Origin of the sequence: Streptomyces sp. NPDC058092 (genome assembly GCF_042884935.1) — a bacterium.
In the GTDB taxonomy this organism is placed as follows: domain Bacteria; phylum Actinomycetota; class Actinomycetes; order Streptomycetales; family Streptomycetaceae; genus Streptomyces.
Window position 1 is genome coordinate 49,264 of the sequence record NZ_JBHVSY010000010.1, and the last position, 15,879, is coordinate 65,142.

The following is a 15,879-nucleotide window of genomic DNA, read 5'->3' on the forward strand; positions in this document are numbered from 1 at the left end:
AGGGCCGTCCCGGCTGCTGCCGGTGTTCGGCGTACCGGAGCCGCGGCCTTCGGCCGAGGGGGCCGGGGACGGACTCGCCGCCCCCGGCGTTCTGCTCGTCGTCGCCGCCGTGCGGCCCCGACGTCAGTCCCGTACGCCGCGCAGGACCATGGCGACAGCGGTGTCCGCGATCACGCCCGGCTCCTCCGCCACGCCGAGTTCGATACGCCGTACCGCGGCGTCCACCGAGCCCTGCAGCAGCATCGCCGCGAGCCTCGGCTGTTCATGGCCGAGGTCGCCGAGCGCCTCGACGATCATGGCGATCAGCCCGCCGTGCGCGGCCCTGATCTTCTCGCGTGCGCCCGCGTCCAGTTCGCTCGCCGAGATCGCGACGACCGCTCGGTGGCGGCGGTCCCCGACGAGGTCGAGCTGTCGCCGTACGTAGGCCTCGATCTTCGCCTCCGGCGTGGTGGCCTGCTCCATCGCGCCTTCGACCTCGGCCGCCCAGATGGGGAAGTCGACGGCGCAGAGCTCTTCGACGACGGCCGCACGGGAGCGGAAATACTCATAGACGGAGGACCGGGCGAGGCCCGTGCGTTCGGCGAGGGCGGGGAAGGTCAACGCCTCCGTACCGCCCTCTGACAGCAGGGAGCGGGCGGCGTCCAGGAGGGCGCCGCGCTGCATGGTCCGGTGCTCGGCCACCGAGGCCGCTCGAATCCTGGGCACCCGTCCACTCTACGGCGGCCGGTGTTCGAAAGGGCGCTCAAGGCCCCGATCGGTGGCCGAAGCAGCCACAACCGCAGCGGCCACCGGGAGGGTCTCAGCGGCCGGCGTCGGCGAGTTTCGCACGCAGTTGCAGCACCGACTTGGTGTGGATCTGGCTGACACGGCTCTCGGTGACCCCGAGCACGTTGCCGATCTCGGCGAGGGTGAGGCCCTCGTAGTAGTAGAGCGTGACGACCGTTTTCTCACGCTCCGGAAGCGTATTGATCGCCCGGGCGAGCAGCCGCCTGAGCTCACGGTCCTCGGCAACCTCCACCGGATCGTCGGCGGCGGTGTCCTCGAGCGTGTCCATCAGGCTCAGCCGGTCGCCGCCCTCGCCGCCGACGTGCAGCAGCTCTTCCAGCGCGACGACGTTCGCGAGGGACAACTGGCTGAAAACCGCATGCAGTTCCTCCAGCGCGATGCCCATTTCCGCAGCGACCTCCGGCTCGGAAGGGGTGCGTCGCAGCTGCGCCTCCAGCGTGGCATAGGCACGTTCCACGGCCCGCGCCTTCTGGCGCACCGAGCGAGGGATCCAGTCCAGCGCCCGGAGTTCGTCGATCATCGCGCCCCGGATGCGGGTGATCGCGTACGTCTCGAATTTGATCGCGCGCTCGATGTCGAACTTCTCGATCGCGTCGATCAGTCCGAAGACGCCCGAGGAGACGAAGTCCGCCTGCTCGACGTTGGAAGGCAGGCCCACACTCACCCGGCCCGCGACGTACTTCACCAGCGGCGAGTAGTGCAGGATCAGCTGCTCCCGCAGCCGCTCGTCGCCCGTGGACTTGTATGAACGCCACAACTCGTCGAGCGAGGAGGGGGCCGGAGGGCGCACAGTGCCACGCGCAGCCGGTGGTACTGGCGCGCGGTCAGACCCGGAGGTGTGCTGGGGCATGTGGTGCCTTGAGCCGTTCTGCTGTGAAGTGCTGGGGGACTTGTGTCTGAGTCGGAATCCTTGTGAGCGTAGCGTGACTGAGGCGTCGCGGTCCGCGCAGGACAGTGGATCGGCGCTGTGCCATTCCGTCCGATCGAACATGTCTGGGGTCCGGGGCCGTCGCCTCGTGCGCCGGCCCCGGAAGCGTCGCTGAAGGATCCGCCGAGGTCATCGGCATCACCTTTTCACCCGAATGCTCCAGGTCAAGTACCGCCTCGCCGCGCGTCGCCATTGCATATACGTCGCGGCGTCAACTGCCATCCATCGCCATCGCGTTCGACGAACCCCAGTGAGTGCAGTTCGTACAGCCTGCCGAGCGCTTCGTCGGCGCTGGTTCCCGCCGTGCGGGCCACCTCGCGCCCGCTGACGGCGCCGCGCGACGGCAGCGCGTCGAGGACCCTGGCGGAGACTGCGTCCAGCAAGTCCCTGGGGTGTACGGGGCCGTGCCTGGCCGGAGCCAGCTCGCCGATGTCCCCCACCAGTTCGGCTACTTCCGCGGCGTCCGTCACCAGGATGCCTTCCCCGCGGAGGAGTTCATGGACTCCTGCCGACAACCCGCTGGTGGCGGGGCCCGGCACCCCCATGGTGAAGCGGCCGAGGCGCTGCGCGCTGCGTGCGGTGACCAGCGAACCGCTGCGGTATTCGGCCTCGACCACCACCGTCCCGCGCGTCAACGCGGCGATGACCCGGTTCCGGAGAATGAATCTGCTGCGGGTCGGATGACCGGACGGTGGCAATTCGCCGATGACGAGCCCCTGTTCCGCCATGCGTCCGATCAGCTCGGCATGGCCCCGGGGATAGGCGACGTCCACCCCGCAGGCCAGCACCGCCATGGTCGCCCCGTCGACAGCGAGCGCGCCACGATGAGCTGCCCCGTCGACCCCGAATGCCGCTCCCGAGACCACCACCCACCCCAGCTCGGCGAGACCCGCGCCGAGGCTCGCCGCCATGTGGGAGCCGTACGGCGTGCAGGCACGGGCGCCGACCACGGCGACCGAGCGCAGCGCCCAGAGCCGCAGATCGCGCGGTCCCCGCACCCACAGGCCGGTCGGCCTGGCGTCTCCCAGGTCGTCGAGCTGGCTGGGCCACTCCCGCTCCCCGGGGCAGACGAACCGCCCGCCGAGCACGGCGACTGCCGCGAGGTCCTGCTCGGGCTCGGCGTTCTCGGCCCGTAGCCGGTACGCGTCGAGACGTTTCGGAGTCATTCCGGTCAGTTGCTCCGCGGCCCCGTCCCTGGTGGTGATCCGCCGTATCAGCTCGACGGCGCCGATTTCGCGCAGCCATCGGCCGCCGCGCTCGTCCCCCGGCTCCAGGACGCGGGTCAGCGCGGCCCGCGCCAGGCGTTCCCGATCGCTCACCGCCACCCCCGGCTCCCCCTCCGGTCCTGGCTCGGGCCCCGCGCCGCGCTCCGGGTGCTGCCCCTGGTCGTGGTCCGCCCGCACTGTCATGACGCTCCGGCCTCCATCAGGGTGCCCCGGGGGATCCCGGTCCGCAGTTCCAGCGCCACGGCGATGTCGGAGGCTTCCGGCCGGTCGGCACCGCGCAGATCGGCGACGGTCCACGCCACCCTGAGCACCCGGTCCAGGCCCCGAGCCGTGAGCAAGCCGCGTTCCATGTCCCGTTCGGCTTCCATGAGCGCGCCCGGTGCCGCGACCAGCCGGGTCCGCAGCTCATGGCCGGGCACCTCGCTGTTGGTCGTCCACGCGGTGCCGGCCAGCCGCTCCGCCGCTCGCGCCCTCGCCTCCCGGACCCGGGCCGCGACGGTGGCCGTCGGCTCGCCCCTGCCGCCCTGCCCCATCAGGTCCTCGCGCCTGACGGGATCGACGGCCACCCGCAGATCGACCCGGTCGAGCAGGGGCCCGGAGAGCCTCGACTGATAGCGGCGGACCGTCGACGGCGCGCACTCGCAACCCGCGCCGCTGAGTGAGTGTCGGCCGCACGGGCAGGGATTGGCGGCCAGCACCATCAAGAATCTGGCGGGCAGCCGCACCACCCCGGCGCTGCGTGCCACCACCACATGCCCCGACTCCAGTGGCTGGCGCAGCGCGTCCAGCACCCGCATGGAGAATTCCGGTGCCTCGTCCAGAAAGAGAATCCCTCGGTGGGCCAGGGAGACCGCACCGGGTCTCGGCAGCCCGTTGCCCCCGCCGACCAGCGACTGCATCGTCGCCGAGTGGTGCGGTGCGCAGTACGGCGCCCGGGTGACCAGCGGTTCCCCCGGCGGCAGAATGCCGGCCACCGAGTGCACCGCGGTGACTTCCAGGGACTCCTTCCTCGTCAACACCGGCAGGATCGCCGGCAATCGCTCGGCCAGCATGGTTTTGCCGGCGCCCGGCGGCCCGGAGAGCAGCAGATGGTGACCGCCCGCCGCGGCGACCTCCAGCGCCTTGCGGGGACGCCGCTGCCCCGCCACGTCCACGAGATCCGGCGGATTGCCGTCGCCCTGCCCGGGCCCCCGGGTGAGCCCGGTGCCGATCCCCGCGCCGGGCACCATCAGCCCGGCCAGCATGGTGTCGGGGCGCCCCTCGTCGTGGGCCTGCCGCTCGTCCGGCACCGGCTCGTCGCAGAGCACCGCGATCAGCTGGCGCAGGCTCCGCACCCCGAGAACCGAGACCCCGGGCACCAACGCCGCCTCCCCCGCGGTCTGCTCGGGCACGACGACCTGGCGGTACCCGGCCTCCGCCGCGGCGAGCACGGCGGGCAGCACCCCGCGCACCGGCCGCACCCGACCGTCGAGCCCCAGCTCACCGATCATCACCACATCGGCGATGGACGCCGGATCGATCCGCTCGGCCGCTCCCAGCACCGCGCAGGCCACCGCCAGATCGAATCCGGAGCCGCCTTTCGGCACGGAGGCCGGTGACAGACCCACCGTGAGTTTCTTCTGCGGCCACTCGGCCCCGGAGTTCACGACTGCGGCCCTGACCCGGTCCCGGCTCTCCACCAGGCTCTTGTCCGGCAGCCCCACCAGGGTGAACGCGGCCACCCCGGCCTCCAGGTCCGCCTGAACCTCCACCACCACGCCCTCGACGCCGACGAGCGCCACTGAACACGCCCGCGCGAACCCCATCAGGCCACCCCGCGCGCATGCTCGACAACGGGCGCTCCACGCCTGGGCAGCACCACGCCGACCAGGTCGATCCGGACCCCGCCGGGCGGCGGGCCGCCGTGCCGGTGGAGCCAGATCCCGGCCAGCCGTCGCAGCCGCTCCGCCTTGACCGGGGTGACCGCCGCCATCGGATGTTCGAAGGCGCCCGCCCTGCGGGTCTTCACCTCGCAGACCACGAGTGCGTCGCCGTCCATCGCGACGATGTCGATCTCACCGGCACGACAGCGCCAGTTCCGTTCCAGTACGGACATGCCGACGTCGGTCAGCAGCCGCGCCGCCAGATCCTCGCCGAACCGCCCGAGTGCCCCCCGTGCGTTCATATCGGCACCACCTCCGGGACCGACTCTGACGCGTTCGGCCCCGGCTTGTGGATCTTGGTGGACAACTCCTGGATTGTGGACAACTCGGCCACCCGGAGGTGGGAATCGATCCCCCGAAGCTGGAGATCACCCGAAGGTGGGGGTCAATCCCCCGGAAGCGGCAAGCGCTCCCCTTCGGGTCTTCCCCTCGAATCCTCCTCGGATCCCCCTGGGTCTCCCCCGGAGAGCCGGCTCAGCCGCCCGGAAGTTCGAGATCACTCTTGTTGAGCTCCTCGATGTTGACGTCCTTGAACGTCAACACGCGTACCTGCTTGACGAAGCGGGCGGGCCGGTACATGTCCCAGACCCAGGCGTCCGCCATGGATACTTCGAAGAACACCTCGCCCTGAACCGAGTGCACCTGCATCTCGTAGTCGTTGGTGAGGTAGAAGCGCCGTTCGGTCTCGATCACATATTTGAACAGACCGACGACATCTCGGTACTCCCGGTAGAGCTTCAGCTCCATCTCGGTCTCGTACTTTTCGAGGTCCTCGGCGCTCATTGGCATGTTCCCCTTCAGCCGTGCGTGCCCCCATTGTGCGCCAGGCCCCGGCGCCCCTGGGCGCTTAGGCGATTTCGGGGGCCAGAACCAGTGGCGTACGCGGAGGACCCTCGTCGAGCAGCGTGCGCAGCAACTCGGCGAGCCTGGTCGGGTACACCGTCTCACGCGCTGCCGACAGTTCGGCGGAGGTCCACCACCTCAGACCCGCGACGCTGCGCTGCTCCAGTCCGGTCATCCTGCTGGTGTCGGTGACGGTCTGCGTCGTGCGTGCCAGGAAGTACCACTCGTCCTGGTTCCAGCGGCGCCCGTCGAACGGGAACGAGCACAGCCGCTGCCAGAGCAGCGGACCCAGCTCGACATCGGTGATCCCGGTCTCCTCGGCAAGTTCGCGCAGCGCGGCCTGTTCCCGGGTCTCCGCGCCCTCCAGACCGCCACCGGGGGTGAACCACCAGGTGCTCGCGGGGTCCTCCGGTTCGAACCCGTGTATCAGGAGTATGCGGTCGTCGGGGTCCAGGAGTACCACCCGGGCGGCCTTCCGCTTCTCAGTGCGCACCGGCCGTCGTCCCTTCCCGCTTGTTCCGCCTGCGGTCCGATCGCGCGGACCGTGCCGCGATCGGGCCGTACGCGGCACCGCCGAGGATAAGCGCCACACCGGCCACCACGGCACCGAGCTGCAGCCGCAGCGGCCCGGGCGACGACACTCCGCCCGGGAGGAACGCGAAGGCCTGCGGCCGCCCGACCATGCCGTTCATCGGCCAGGCTATGGCGTCCACTCGGGCCTGCACCGCGCTGCGCGGTACGGAACCCTGCCCCGGGTCCTCCAGATGGACCCGGGAGTCCAGCGAGGAACTGCGCTCGTCACCGAGCAGGAAGAGCTGACCCGCGGGCACATCCGCCGTGAAGTTCTTCATCGAGGCGAGGCCCTCGGTCTGCAGATACGGTTCCTCTACGGGTTTGCCGTTGATCGTGAGCCGGCCCTTGTCGCAGCAGGCGATCGTGTCGCCGCCGATCCCGACGACCCGCTTCACCATGGGCATGTTGTTGCCCCACGCCGGATCGGTGAACACCACCACGTCGCCTCGGTGCACCTCGCCGCCGTCGATCCGCTGGGCGAGCACCCGGTCGCCGGCATGCACCGTCGGCGTCATCGACCCGGTCGGCACCGTGTAGGGCCGGTACACCACGGCCCCCCAGACGAACCCGCCGAGAAAGAGCACACAGCCGACGGCCACGGCCAGCCCCGACAGCATGCTGCCGAGCCGGCCGTGGCCGTCACCTGTACGTCCTATTGCACTCATCCCAGCGCCCCCACCTCGGAGATCGACAACCGCTGATCCGAGTCGGCACACTACCCGGCAGTACGCCCGCTGGTCAGCTTCCTGCGACGCCACAGCACAATGGGCAGCGCACCGGCCACACCGAGTGCTCCGGGGGCCAGGCCCATCGCCGCGCTGATCCCCGGCTGGTCGAAGGTCTTCGGGACGGGCAGGGTCGACCAGCGGTTGATCGGCCAGGCCACGACGATGGCGCGGCCGACGACCTCGTCGTCGGAGACCGTGCCGCCGCCCGGGAGCTCCTGGTGATAGCGGGAGTCGAGGGAGTTCTGGCGGTGGTCGCCCATCACCCAGATCCGGCCCTTGGGCACCTTGATCGGGCCGAACGGCTCGTCGTTGCAGGGGGTGTTCCCCGGGAAGATGAACGACTTGTCGTCCAGGGCCTTGCCATTGACCACGACGGGGCCGTCCTTCTTGCACTCCACCGTGTCGCCGCCGACCGCGATGACCCGCTTGATCAGGTCCTTCTCCTCCGCGGACGGCATCAGTCCGATGAAGCTGAGGAACTTCTGCATCACATTGGGATTGGCCGCCTGGGTGTTCTCCAGCCAGCCGCCCGGGTCGTGGAAGACCACGACCTCGCCGCGCTTGGGCTCCGCGCCGAACCACGGGGTCAGCTTGTCGACCAGCACCCGGTCGCCCCGCTGGAGCGTGTTCTGCATCGAGTCCGAGGGGATCGAGAACGCCTGTACCAGAAACGTCTTGATCAGCAGCGCGAGAACCAGCGCGATGCCGATGAGCAGGGGCAGCTCCTTCCAGAAGGAGCGCGGCTTCTTCTGGGCCGTACCACCGCCGTCCGGAGAGTCGCCGTCACCCTCCGTGCGGTCCGTCGCCCCGGCGGACTCGACATTCTCCGGATTGTCAGGCCGGTCCTCGGGTTCCTCGTGTCCGGATCGTGCGCCGACCGCCAAATCCCCCACATCCACTCCTTACTCCGTGCCACCGCCTGCGCCCTAGCCGGTGCAGGCCCACCACTCCCGTAACGAGCGGGAGTTCCGCAGGGGTCGGGAGAGGGATCATTCCGTTGGGATCCTTGGACAACACACTATTCGACGAGCCCGAGGCAGCCGCCGTCCCGGCGCGCGCGTCAGGGACCGAGTCGAAAGTCGCCGGTTCCTCCAGTTTTCGCCAGTGACCGAAGGGCCAGGCGATGACAACGGCACGTCCCACGACCTCGTCCTCGGAAACCGTGCCGTGTCCCGGCTCGTCCAGGTGGTAGCGCGAATCGGCCGAATCCGACCGGTGGTCGCCCATCACGAAGATCCGTCCGGCCGGAACCTTTACCTCGAATTTGATGAGGGAGGGCGGATTGCCGGGATAGAGATAGGGCTCGTCGAGCGGTACGCCGTTGACGGTGATCCGGCCGCCCTTGTCGCAGCACTTCACCTTGTCACCGCCGACCGCGACCACCCGTTTGATCAGATCCTGCTCGTTGTCCGACGGCAGCAGGCCGATGAAGGTCAGCGCTTCCTTCGCCTGTTTGACGACGACGGGCGGGTTCTTCTTGCCGGTGCTCTCCTGCTTGAGCCAGTGGCCCGGGTCCTTGAAGACGACGACATCGCCGCGCCGGGGCCTGGATCCGAACCAGGGTGTCAGTTTGTCCACGAGCACCCGGTCGCCGACCCGGATGGTCTGCTCCATCGATCCGGACGGGATCACGAAGGCCTGCACCAGGAAGGTCTTGAGCACGAGCGCGATCAGCAGCGCCACGGTGATGAGAAGGGGGATCTCCCGGACGGCCGACCTGCGCCGCCGCCGCTTGACCTTGCGGGCGAGCTTGCGCCGCTCCGCCCTGGTCGGCAGCGAGCGCGCGGGCGTCGGCCCGGCGCCGGACGGCGGCGGTATCTCGGGATCGCCCCCGCTCTGCCCCCGCCGGCGGTTACCCATGGGCCCCGCCCGGCGCCCGTGGACCGGCGAAGGCCGTGCTGTCCGGCAGCGAGCCCAGCCGGCCCAGCGGCCAGCCGATCCAGTCCGCCCGGCCGATCACCATGTCGACCGGGACCATGCCACCGCCCGGCTCTCCCAGGTGGTCACGCGAGTCGCGGGAATTGCTGCGGTGGTCGCCCATCATCCACAGCGTGCCGTCGGGGACGACGATGTCGAAGCGCACCCGGGACGGTGCATCGCCCGGGTACAGATAGTCCTCGTCGACCGGGCTGCCGTTCACCTCGAGCCGTCCCTGCTTGTCGCAGCAGACCACCCGGTCACCCCCCACGCCCACCACCCGCTTCACGTAGTCGGTCCGGGCGGGCTCCGCCAGGCCCAGGGAGGCTGCCGCACCGTGCAGCAGTCCGGTGACGGGATTCTCCCGGGGCGGCTCCTGCACAAAGGAACCGGTGCCGTCGAAGACCACGACATCGCCGCGCTGCGGTACGGAGCCGAAACGGTACGCCAACTTGTTCACCAGCACCCGGTCCCCCACCCGAAGGGTGGACTCCATCGAGCCGCTGGGAATCAGGAAGGGCTGCACCACGAAGGCGCTGACGAGCAGCACGAAGACCGAGCAGACGACACTGAGCGCGGCGGTCCGCCGCCATGAGATCGAGGCGGTCAGCCGGTCCGGGATACGCGAGGAGCGCGACCCCTCCTCCGACCCTGCTTCGGGTGCGGAGGAGCGGTCGCGCTCCGTGTGCTTGGCTTCCGTGTCCATCGGGGCCAGAGCCTATCCGGCCGTCCTGTGGACCTGGGAGTCAGCTCACTTGTCGCGCTTCTCCTTGATCTTCGCGGCCTTGCCGCGCAGCTCACGGAGGTAGTACAGCTTGGCGCGACGGACGTCACCGCGGGTGACGAGCTCGATCTTCTCGAAGATCGGGCTGTGCACCGGGAAGGTGCGCTCGACGCCGACGCTGAAGGAGACCTTGCGGACCGTGAAGGTCTCGCTGACGCCCGAGCCCTGGCGGCGGATGACTACGCCCTTGAACTGCTGGATACGGGAGCGGTTGCCCTCGATCACTCGCACGTGGACGTTGACGGTGTCGCCGGGGCGGAAGGCCGGGAGGTCGGTACGCAGCGAGGCGGCGTTGACGCCATCGAGCAGGGAAGCCATGTTGTCTGCTTTCTTCGCCGATGCCACAGGTCATCGACGGGAGAGTGATGAATTCGGGGTGCTGATCACGTCGGGCGGGCGTCGGGACCATCCCCATGTCCATGGGGAACACAACGGTCGCTTTCCCCCTGTGGCAGGGGCGCACGTCGGACGGACAGCAGCGGCCTATTCTTCCACGGCCTCGGGCCTGCGCCAAAATCGGCCCCCGGGCTCCGGTGACCAGCCGAGGATGGAGAGGATCTCGCGGTCCTTCTTGTCGAAGGCAGTTGCCTCGCAGCGCTCGATCAGATCGGGCCGGTTGAGCGCGGTGCGACGGAACGCCTCGTCCCGCCGCCAGCGCGCGATCTTCCCGTGGTGCCCGCTGAGCAGGACGTCCGGGACGCCCCTGCCGCGCCACTCGGGCGGCTTGGTGTAGACGGGCCCCTCCAGCAGATTGGCCATCGCGCCGGGGGCGAAGGAGTCGTCCCGGTGCGATTCGGCATTGCCGAGCACGCCGGGCAGCAGCCGGGCCACCGCCTCCGTGATCACCAGTACCGCGGCTTCCCCGCCGGCCAGCACGTAGTCCCCGATGGACACCTCGACGACCGGCATACGGGTCGCGTACTCGTCCACCACCCGCCGGTCGATGCCCTCGTAGCGGGCCGGGGTGAAGATCAGCCACGGCCGCTCGGAGAGCTCGACGGCGAGCTCCTGGGTGAACGGGCGGCCGCTGGGTGTGGGCACCACGAGCACCGGGGAGTGCGCCCCGGCCTCGTACCCGGCTGCCAGCGCGTCGTCCAGCGCCTCGCCCCACGGCTCGGTCTTCATGACCATGCCGGGGCCGCCGCCGTACGGGGTGTCGTCGACCGTGCTGTGCCGGTCGTACGTCCAGTCACGCAGGTCGTGCACGTGCACGTCGAGGCGGCCGCGCGCGCGGGCCTTGCCGACGAGGGAGACGTTCAGCGGCTCCAGGTACTCCGGGAAGATCGTGACGACGTCGAGGCGCATCAGGCGTCCTTCCCGGCCCCGGGCGCCTCGTCCCCGTCGTCCTCTTCTTCGCGGTCTTCGTCTCGCGAGGAGTCGATCACGGCCTGGCTCTCGTCGATCAGACCGGGCGGCGGGGTGATCACGGCGCGCTGCGCTTCGAGATCGATCTCGGCGACGATCTCCTCCACGAACGGGATCATCACCTCGCTGCCGTCCGGCCGCTCGACGATGAAGAGGTCCTGGGACGGCAGATGCGTGATCTCGGTGATCCGGCCGATCTCGGTGCCGTCGGCGAGGACCACGTCGAGGTCCATGAGCTGATGGTCGTAGAACTCCTCGGGATCCTCGGGGAGTTCCGCCGGATCGACCTCGGCGATCAGGAGCGTGTTGCGCAGGGCCTCGGCAGCCGTACGGTCGCGTACGCCCTCGAAGCGCAGCAGCAGCCGTCCGCTGTGCACCCGGCCGGTCTCGATCGTCAGCGGTCCGACGCCGACCGGTTCGGTGGTGAGCACGGCCCCGGGAGCGAGCCGCAGCTCCGGCTCGTCCGTACGCACCTCGACGGTGACCTCGCCCTTGATGCCATGGGCACGGCCGATCCGCGCGACTACCAACTGCACCTTGTATTTCTCCTGTCCTACGACCCTGTCGTACGACGACGGGCCGGGGCGGGCGCATGGCCCTCCCCGGCCCGTGCCGGTGTTCAACTCTGTCAGCGAACCTGATCCACATCGACGAGGTCGACGCGGATGCCACGGCCGCCGATGGCTCCCACGACGGTACGCAGCGCGCGTGCGGTGCGACCGTTGCGGCCGATCACCTTGCCGAGGTCGTCGGGGTGGACCCGGACCTCCAGCACGCGACCACGGCGCAGGTTGCGCGAGGCGACCTGCACATCGTCAGGGTTGTCGACGATGCCCTTCACGAGGTGCTCGAGAGCCTCCTCGAGCATGCTCAGGCCTCGGTCGACTCGGCAGGCGCGGCAGCGTCAGCCGCCTCGTCCGCCTTCTTGTCGGCCTTCTTCGCCTTCTGCGTGATGGCCTCGCCCTTGGACTCCTCGCCGGTGTCCTTGGCCAGGGCCTCGAACAGGGCGCGCTTGTCGGCCTTGGGCTCCGGCTGCAGCAGCGGCGCGGGGGCCGGGAGACCCTTGTGGGCCTGCCAGTCACCGGTGAGCTTCAGGATCGCGAGAACCGGCTCGGTCGGCTGGGCGCCGACGGACAGCCAGTACTGCGCACGCTCCGAGTTGACCTCGATGCGCGAGGGGTTCTGTACCGGGTGGTACAGGCCGATCTCCTCGATGGCCCGGCCGTCACGGCGGGTACGGGAGTCGGCGACGACGATGCGGTAGTGAGGCGAACGGATCTTGCCCAGACGCTTCAGCTTGATCTTGACTGCCACGGAAGTGGTGTCTCCTGGTCTATGACGTGGTTGGGCACAACGAAGATGCCACGTGGGGTTGCGGTACTCGGGTGCCCGATGGACGCGTCAGCCGGAGGAGAGAGGGGTCCTGTGCGACTGTCGAGTACAGCTAGCCATTGTGCCACACCGCGTCGGGTCACCCCACCGCGACCGCGGCTTCGGGGATACGGAACGGCTTTCCGCAGCCACCACAGACGATCGGCGCCTGTGCCAGCACCGACGGGACGACCCGCACATTGCGTCCGCAGTCGCAGACGGCCTTGACGCGGACGCCCCCGCCTGAGGAGCCGTGCCGGGCGGCCGGCCCGCGGAAGGAACGCTTGGTGTCGGCGGCGGTGGCGACCGTATGCGCCTTGAGGGCGCGCTGCAGCCGCTCGGTCGTCGGGCGGTATCTCCGCTTGGCCTCGGGATTGAGCGTGACCAGCGAGAAGCCACTGCTGGGGTGGGGCTCCTCGGCGTGGTCGAGGCCCAACTCCTCGGCGATCGCGAGGAATCGTCGGTTGTGGTAGCGGCCGGCCCGCGAGGTGTCGCGGACACCTCGCGCGGCGGCGATGCCGTGGACTGCCTCGTGGAGCAGTCGCTCGAAGGAGAGTTCGGCGCCACAGGCGGACGAGGACTCTCCGATCAGGGACTCGGGCGCGGCTAGATCGGGCAGCTCGGGGTGGTACCGCTGAATGTCGGCCCACGCCTGCGCCAGCTCTGCGGCAAGTACAGGTGGTGTCGTGCTCACGTCGTGACAACGAGCACGAGGGCCCCGGTGTTCCGATTCCGGGCCATCCCAAATAATTTGCACGTACCAGTCAGTTGCCATTGATGCGTCCTGACGAGGGCGGGTGCGCTGATCTGCGGAGAAGTCTCACAGCTCACACCAAGGTGGTACGTAGCGCCCCGTACGCCCGGGCGTAGACGGCAACCGTACGCCGGGCCGTCGGGCGGCCCCGGAGGCGGGTGGGGCGTCAGTAGGCGCGGGCCACCAGGGCGACAGTACCGGGGGCGTCGTCCGCACCCGGCACGGACCCGTCCCCGGCGACCAGGCACCGTACGGACACCCCGTGCTCCGCGAGCCGGGCCTCCCCCGCCGGGCCGAGGGCCGACCAGGCGATACGCGCCCAGCCACCCGCGGCCGCCGCCTCCACGGCCTCCTCGACGGACGCGACCTCGCTGGTGGCCGACTCGCGCCGGCTCCGGGACTCCCGCAGCAGAGCTGCCTGGTCCTCCTCCAGGACCGTCGGGAGCAGCGCGGGCAGAGCCTCGATGGCCACCGGTTCCTTCCCGCCGGGGACCCGCCGGGCCAGCATCGCGGTACCGTCCGCCAGATCGCGCGGGCCGATCTCGATCCGTACCGGCACGCCCTTCAGTTCCCAGTCGACGGCGCGACGGCCGAACGGGGTGTCGGTGCGGTCGTCGACCTCGGCCCTGATCCCCGCGGCGCGCAGCCGCTCCCCGAGCGACCGGACCGCGGCCAGTACCGCATCGTCGCCCTTGACCGCGAGGACGACGGCCTGGACGGGGGCGAGGCGCGGCGGCACCCGGAGGCCGTGATCGTCGCCGTGCGCCATGATCAGACCGCCGACCATGCGGGTCGACGAACCCCAGGAGGTCTGCCAGACGAGCTCCTGCCTGCCTTCCCTGGACAGGTAGCTGGTGTGGAAGGCCCTGGCGAAGTTCGTGCCGAGTTCGTGGCTCGTACCCAGTTGCAGGGCCTTGCCGTCCCGCATCATTCCTTCGAGCGTCAGGGTGTTGACGGCCCCGGCGAACCGCTCGGCCGGGGTCTTTCGGCCCAGGACCACGTCGATACCCAGGACGTTGACCATGAAGTCCGCGTAGACCTCCCGGTGGATGTACGCGGCGTACTCCCGGGCCTCCTCGTAGGTGGCATGGGCGGTGTGGCCCTCCTGCCAGAGGAATTCCGTCGTACGGAGAAAGACCCGCGGGCGCATCTCCCAGCGCACGACGTTCGCCCACTGGTTGATCAGCAGCGGCAGATCCCGGTAGCTCTGGATCCATTTCGAGAAGTACTCGTTGATGATCGTTTCGGACGTCGGCCGCACCACCACGGGCTCTTCGAGCTCTTTTCCGCCGGCGTGGGTCACGATCGCGAGTTCCGGTGCGAAGCCCTCGACGTGCTCGGCTTCGCGTGTCAGGTAAGACTGGGGGATGAAGAGCGGGAAGTAGGCGTTCCGGGCGCCGGCCTGTTTGATCCGGGCATCCATCTCCTGCTGCATCCGCTCCCACAGGCCGTATCCGTACGGCCGGATGACCATGGTGCCGCGCACCGGACCGTTGTCCGCGAGTTCGGCCTTGTTGATCAGATCCTGGTACCAGCGGGGAAAGTCCTCGGCCTGGGGCGTGAGAACGGGTGCCTTTGCCATGGCGCGCATCGTACGGCGACACCGCCCACCACACGGAGCGACTGGCCCTGCCTCCACGGGCCGTGAGCACGGGCGCAGCTCCGGAGCACACAACCATTGCCATCAGACCTCTGGACGTGGGCGCGGATGCGCAGTTCTCTGACATACGGGGGGAGCGGACGCAGACGCGCAGGGGGAACATCCACTCGGGCACGACCGATCGGACACGACCGACCTCTCGGCGGATTGGGGCGCTTCCATGACACCAACGCTCGTCCGGCACCACAGCTGCGCGGACACGGCCACCCCGGTGGATCCGGGTACCCGTGCCCGGGACTGGGCCGAGATCCAGGAGCGGATGCTCGCACCGCTGTACGAAGCGGTGTACGAGCGGCTCGAAGTGGGAACCGGCACCCGGCTGCTCTCCCTCGGCTGCGGCTCCGGTCTTTCGCTGCTGATCGCGGCCGCGCGGGGCGCGCGCGTCACCGGTGTCGATACCGATTCCGAACGGCTGGCGCTCGCCCGCGCCCGGCTGCTGCCCGATCCGGGGGGCGATGCCGGAACTCCGGCCGGGCACGCCCGGCTCGTCGACGGTGATCCGTCCGCGGCCACCCCGGCCGACGGGGCGCCGTACGGCCTGATCACCGCGTTCACTCCGATCGGCTGCTCGGCCGGTGACGGGGAACGGCTCGTGGACGCGCTGCGGTCGGCCGTACCGCTGGCCGCCCGGGGCAGCACGGTCGTGCTGACCGGGTGGGGTCCGCCGGAGCGGTGCGCGACGGCGCCGGTGCTGCGGGTGGCGGGGCGGCTCTGCGACGGGGCCCGGGCGCCGCGCACCGGTGGCTGGCGGCCGTGGGAGCGGGACGATCTGGAGGAAGTGGCGTTCCGGGCCGGTCTGAGCCCGGACGGTTCCGGCCGGGTGGCGTGCCCGTTCGGGTACGCGGACATGGACAGCGCGGTACGGGGGTTGCTGTCGACGCGGCTCTTCGACGCGGCGGTATCGGCGACGGACCGGGACCAGGTGGCGAAGGAGGTCGCGGAGGCTCTGCATCCGCATCTGCGCGGGGACGGCACGATCTGGATGCCGAACGTCTTCCGCTATCTCGTGTGCACGACCTGAA

The 15,879-nt window shown here is 69.9% G+C and carries 19 protein-coding genes; 1 reads left to right on the forward strand and 18 read right to left on the reverse strand.

Going from position 1 to position 15,879, the window contains the following annotated elements; genetic code table 11:
* Window positions 1-123: 123 nt before the first annotated feature.
* The 18 genes from ACFVV1_RS18295 to proS form a co-directional block, all read right to left on the reverse strand.
* Window positions 124-681 carry a TetR/AcrR family transcriptional regulator gene (locus ACFVV1_RS18295; RefSeq protein WP_389990479.1) on the reverse strand — a complete coding sequence of 186 codons (558 nt, stop codon included), beginning with the start codon at window positions 679-681 and terminating at the stop codon, window positions 124-126.
* Between the two features lie 118 nt (window positions 682-799).
* The gene (whiG, locus tag ACFVV1_RS18300) at window positions 800-1,636 is read right to left on the reverse strand and encodes an RNA polymerase sigma factor WhiG (protein ID WP_389990221.1); all 837 of its coding nucleotides are present in this window, start codon (window positions 1,634-1,636) and stop codon (window positions 800-802) included.
* Window positions 1,637-1,878: 242 nt separating this feature from the next.
* Entirely contained in the window at window positions 1,879-3,123 is a 1,245-nt protein-coding gene (gene dprA, locus ACFVV1_RS18305) for a DNA-processing protein DprA (protein ID WP_389990222.1), read from the reverse strand.
* On the reverse strand, window positions 3,120-4,745 hold the full coding sequence (locus ACFVV1_RS18310; protein WP_389990223.1) for a YifB family Mg chelatase-like AAA ATPase: 1,626 nt from the start codon (window positions 4,743-4,745) through the stop codon (window positions 3,120-3,122). The genes dprA and ACFVV1_RS18310 overlap by 4 nt, the downstream gene beginning before the upstream one ends.
* Complete coding sequence (locus ACFVV1_RS18315; RefSeq protein WP_389990224.1) at window positions 4,745-5,104, reverse strand: YraN family protein; 360 nt, start codon at window positions 5,102-5,104, stop codon at window positions 4,745-4,747. Before ACFVV1_RS18315 ends, ACFVV1_RS18310 begins: the two co-directional genes overlap by 1 nt.
* Before the next feature lie 232 nt (window positions 5,105-5,336).
* Entirely contained in the window at window positions 5,337-5,645 is a 309-nt protein-coding gene (locus tag ACFVV1_RS18320; protein WP_003965949.1) for a DUF2469 domain-containing protein, read from the reverse strand.
* 64 nt (window positions 5,646-5,709) lie between these two features.
* Window positions 5,710-6,198: an NUDIX hydrolase gene (locus tag ACFVV1_RS18325; RefSeq protein ID WP_389990225.1), complete on the reverse strand. Its 489-nt coding sequence runs from the start codon at window positions 6,196-6,198 to the stop codon at window positions 5,710-5,712.
* Window positions 6,188-6,943, reverse strand: a complete 756-nt coding sequence (gene lepB / locus ACFVV1_RS18330) for a signal peptidase I (RefSeq protein WP_389990226.1) — start codon at window positions 6,941-6,943, stop codon at window positions 6,188-6,190. Before lepB (ACFVV1_RS18330) ends, ACFVV1_RS18325 begins: the two co-directional genes overlap by 11 nt.
* Before the next feature lie 50 nt (window positions 6,944-6,993).
* Window positions 6,994-7,890 (reverse strand): signal peptidase I, encoded by an 897-nt coding sequence (gene lepB, locus ACFVV1_RS18335; protein WP_389990481.1) that lies wholly within the window; start codon window positions 7,888-7,890, stop codon window positions 6,994-6,996.
* On the reverse strand, window positions 7,841-8,866 hold the full coding sequence (gene lepB, locus ACFVV1_RS18340) for a signal peptidase I (protein ID WP_389990227.1): 1,026 nt from the start codon (window positions 8,864-8,866) through the stop codon (window positions 7,841-7,843). Before lepB (ACFVV1_RS18340) ends, lepB (ACFVV1_RS18335) begins: the two co-directional genes overlap by 50 nt.
* On the reverse strand, window positions 8,859-9,629 hold the full coding sequence (gene lepB / locus ACFVV1_RS18345; RefSeq protein ID WP_389990228.1) for a signal peptidase I: 771 nt from the start codon (window positions 9,627-9,629) through the stop codon (window positions 8,859-8,861). Before lepB (ACFVV1_RS18345) ends, lepB (ACFVV1_RS18340) begins: the two co-directional genes overlap by 8 nt.
* Window positions 9,630-9,674: 45 nt before the next feature.
* Window positions 9,675-10,025 (reverse strand): 50S ribosomal protein L19, encoded by a 351-nt coding sequence (gene rplS, locus ACFVV1_RS18350; RefSeq protein WP_389990229.1) that lies wholly within the window; start codon window positions 10,023-10,025, stop codon window positions 9,675-9,677.
* 165 nt (window positions 10,026-10,190) lie between these two features.
* A complete protein-coding gene (gene trmD, locus ACFVV1_RS18355) occupies window positions 10,191-11,012 on the reverse strand; it encodes a tRNA (guanosine(37)-N1)-methyltransferase TrmD (RefSeq protein WP_389990230.1) in 822 nt (273 codons plus the stop codon).
* The gene (gene rimM, locus ACFVV1_RS18360) at window positions 11,012-11,608 is read right to left on the reverse strand and encodes a ribosome maturation factor RimM (protein WP_389990231.1); all 597 of its coding nucleotides are present in this window, start codon (window positions 11,606-11,608) and stop codon (window positions 11,012-11,014) included. Before rimM ends, trmD begins: the two co-directional genes overlap by 1 nt.
* Before the next feature lie 92 nt (window positions 11,609-11,700).
* Complete coding sequence (locus tag ACFVV1_RS18365) at window positions 11,701-11,940, reverse strand: RNA-binding protein (protein ID WP_005311361.1); 240 nt, start codon at window positions 11,938-11,940, stop codon at window positions 11,701-11,703.
* A gap of 2 nt (window positions 11,941-11,942) precedes the next feature.
* The gene (rpsP, locus tag ACFVV1_RS18370) at window positions 11,943-12,386 is read right to left on the reverse strand and encodes a 30S ribosomal protein S16 (protein ID WP_030928571.1); all 444 of its coding nucleotides are present in this window, start codon (window positions 12,384-12,386) and stop codon (window positions 11,943-11,945) included.
* A gap of 157 nt (window positions 12,387-12,543) precedes the next feature.
* Entirely contained in the window at window positions 12,544-13,137 is a 594-nt protein-coding gene (locus ACFVV1_RS18375; protein WP_003965961.1) for a hypothetical protein, read from the reverse strand.
* Window positions 13,138-13,363: 226 nt separating this feature from the next.
* Window positions 13,364-14,779, reverse strand: a complete 1,416-nt coding sequence (gene proS, locus ACFVV1_RS18380; protein ID WP_389990232.1) for a proline--tRNA ligase — start codon at window positions 14,777-14,779, stop codon at window positions 13,364-13,366.
* A 238-nt stretch (window positions 14,780-15,017) separates the two neighbouring features.
* Between proS and ACFVV1_RS18385 the strand changes: the two genes are divergently transcribed.
* Window positions 15,018-15,878 carry a methyltransferase domain-containing protein gene (locus ACFVV1_RS18385; RefSeq protein ID WP_389990233.1) on the forward strand — a complete coding sequence of 287 codons (861 nt, stop codon included), beginning with the start codon at window positions 15,018-15,020 and terminating at the stop codon, window positions 15,876-15,878.
* Window position 15,879 lies beyond the last annotated feature (1 nt).

Coding starts and splice junctions, on each gene's coding strand:
- proS (WP_389990232.1), bottom strand. CDS start 14,779: ATGGCAAAGGCACCCGTTCTCACGCCCCAGGCCGAGGACTTTCCCCGC.
- ACFVV1_RS18315 (WP_389990224.1), bottom strand. CDS start 5,104: ATGAACGCACGGGGGGCACTCGGGCGGTTCGGCGAGGATCTGGCGGCG.
- ACFVV1_RS18385 (WP_389990233.1), top strand. CDS start 15,018: ATGACACCAACGCTCGTCCGGCACCACAGCTGCGCGGACACGGCCACC.
- dprA (WP_389990222.1), bottom strand. CDS start 3,123: ATGACAGTGCGGGCGGACCACGACCAGGGGCAGCACCCGGAGCGCGGC.
- rplS (WP_389990229.1), bottom strand. CDS start 10,025: ATGGCTTCCCTGCTCGATGGCGTCAACGCCGCCTCGCTGCGTACCGAC.
- lepB (WP_389990228.1), bottom strand. CDS start 9,629: ATGGACACGGAAGCCAAGCACACGGAGCGCGACCGCTCCTCCGCACCC.
- lepB (WP_389990226.1), bottom strand. CDS start 6,943: ATGAGTGCAATAGGACGTACAGGTGACGGCCACGGCCGGCTCGGCAGC.
- ACFVV1_RS18310 (WP_389990223.1), bottom strand. CDS start 4,745: ATGGGGTTCGCGCGGGCGTGTTCAGTGGCGCTCGTCGGCGTCGAGGGC.
- whiG (WP_389990221.1), bottom strand. CDS start 1,636: ATGCCCCAGCACACCTCCGGGTCTGACCGCGCGCCAGTACCACCGGCT.
- trmD (WP_389990230.1), bottom strand. CDS start 11,012: ATGCGCCTCGACGTCGTCACGATCTTCCCGGAGTACCTGGAGCCGCTG.
- ACFVV1_RS18365 (WP_005311361.1), bottom strand. CDS start 11,940: ATGCTCGAGGAGGCTCTCGAGCACCTCGTGAAGGGCATCGTCGACAAC.
- ACFVV1_RS18320 (WP_003965949.1), bottom strand. CDS start 5,645: ATGAGCGCCGAGGACCTCGAAAAGTACGAGACCGAGATGGAGCTGAAG.
- lepB (WP_389990227.1), bottom strand. CDS start 8,866: ATGGGTAACCGCCGGCGGGGGCAGAGCGGGGGCGATCCCGAGATACCG.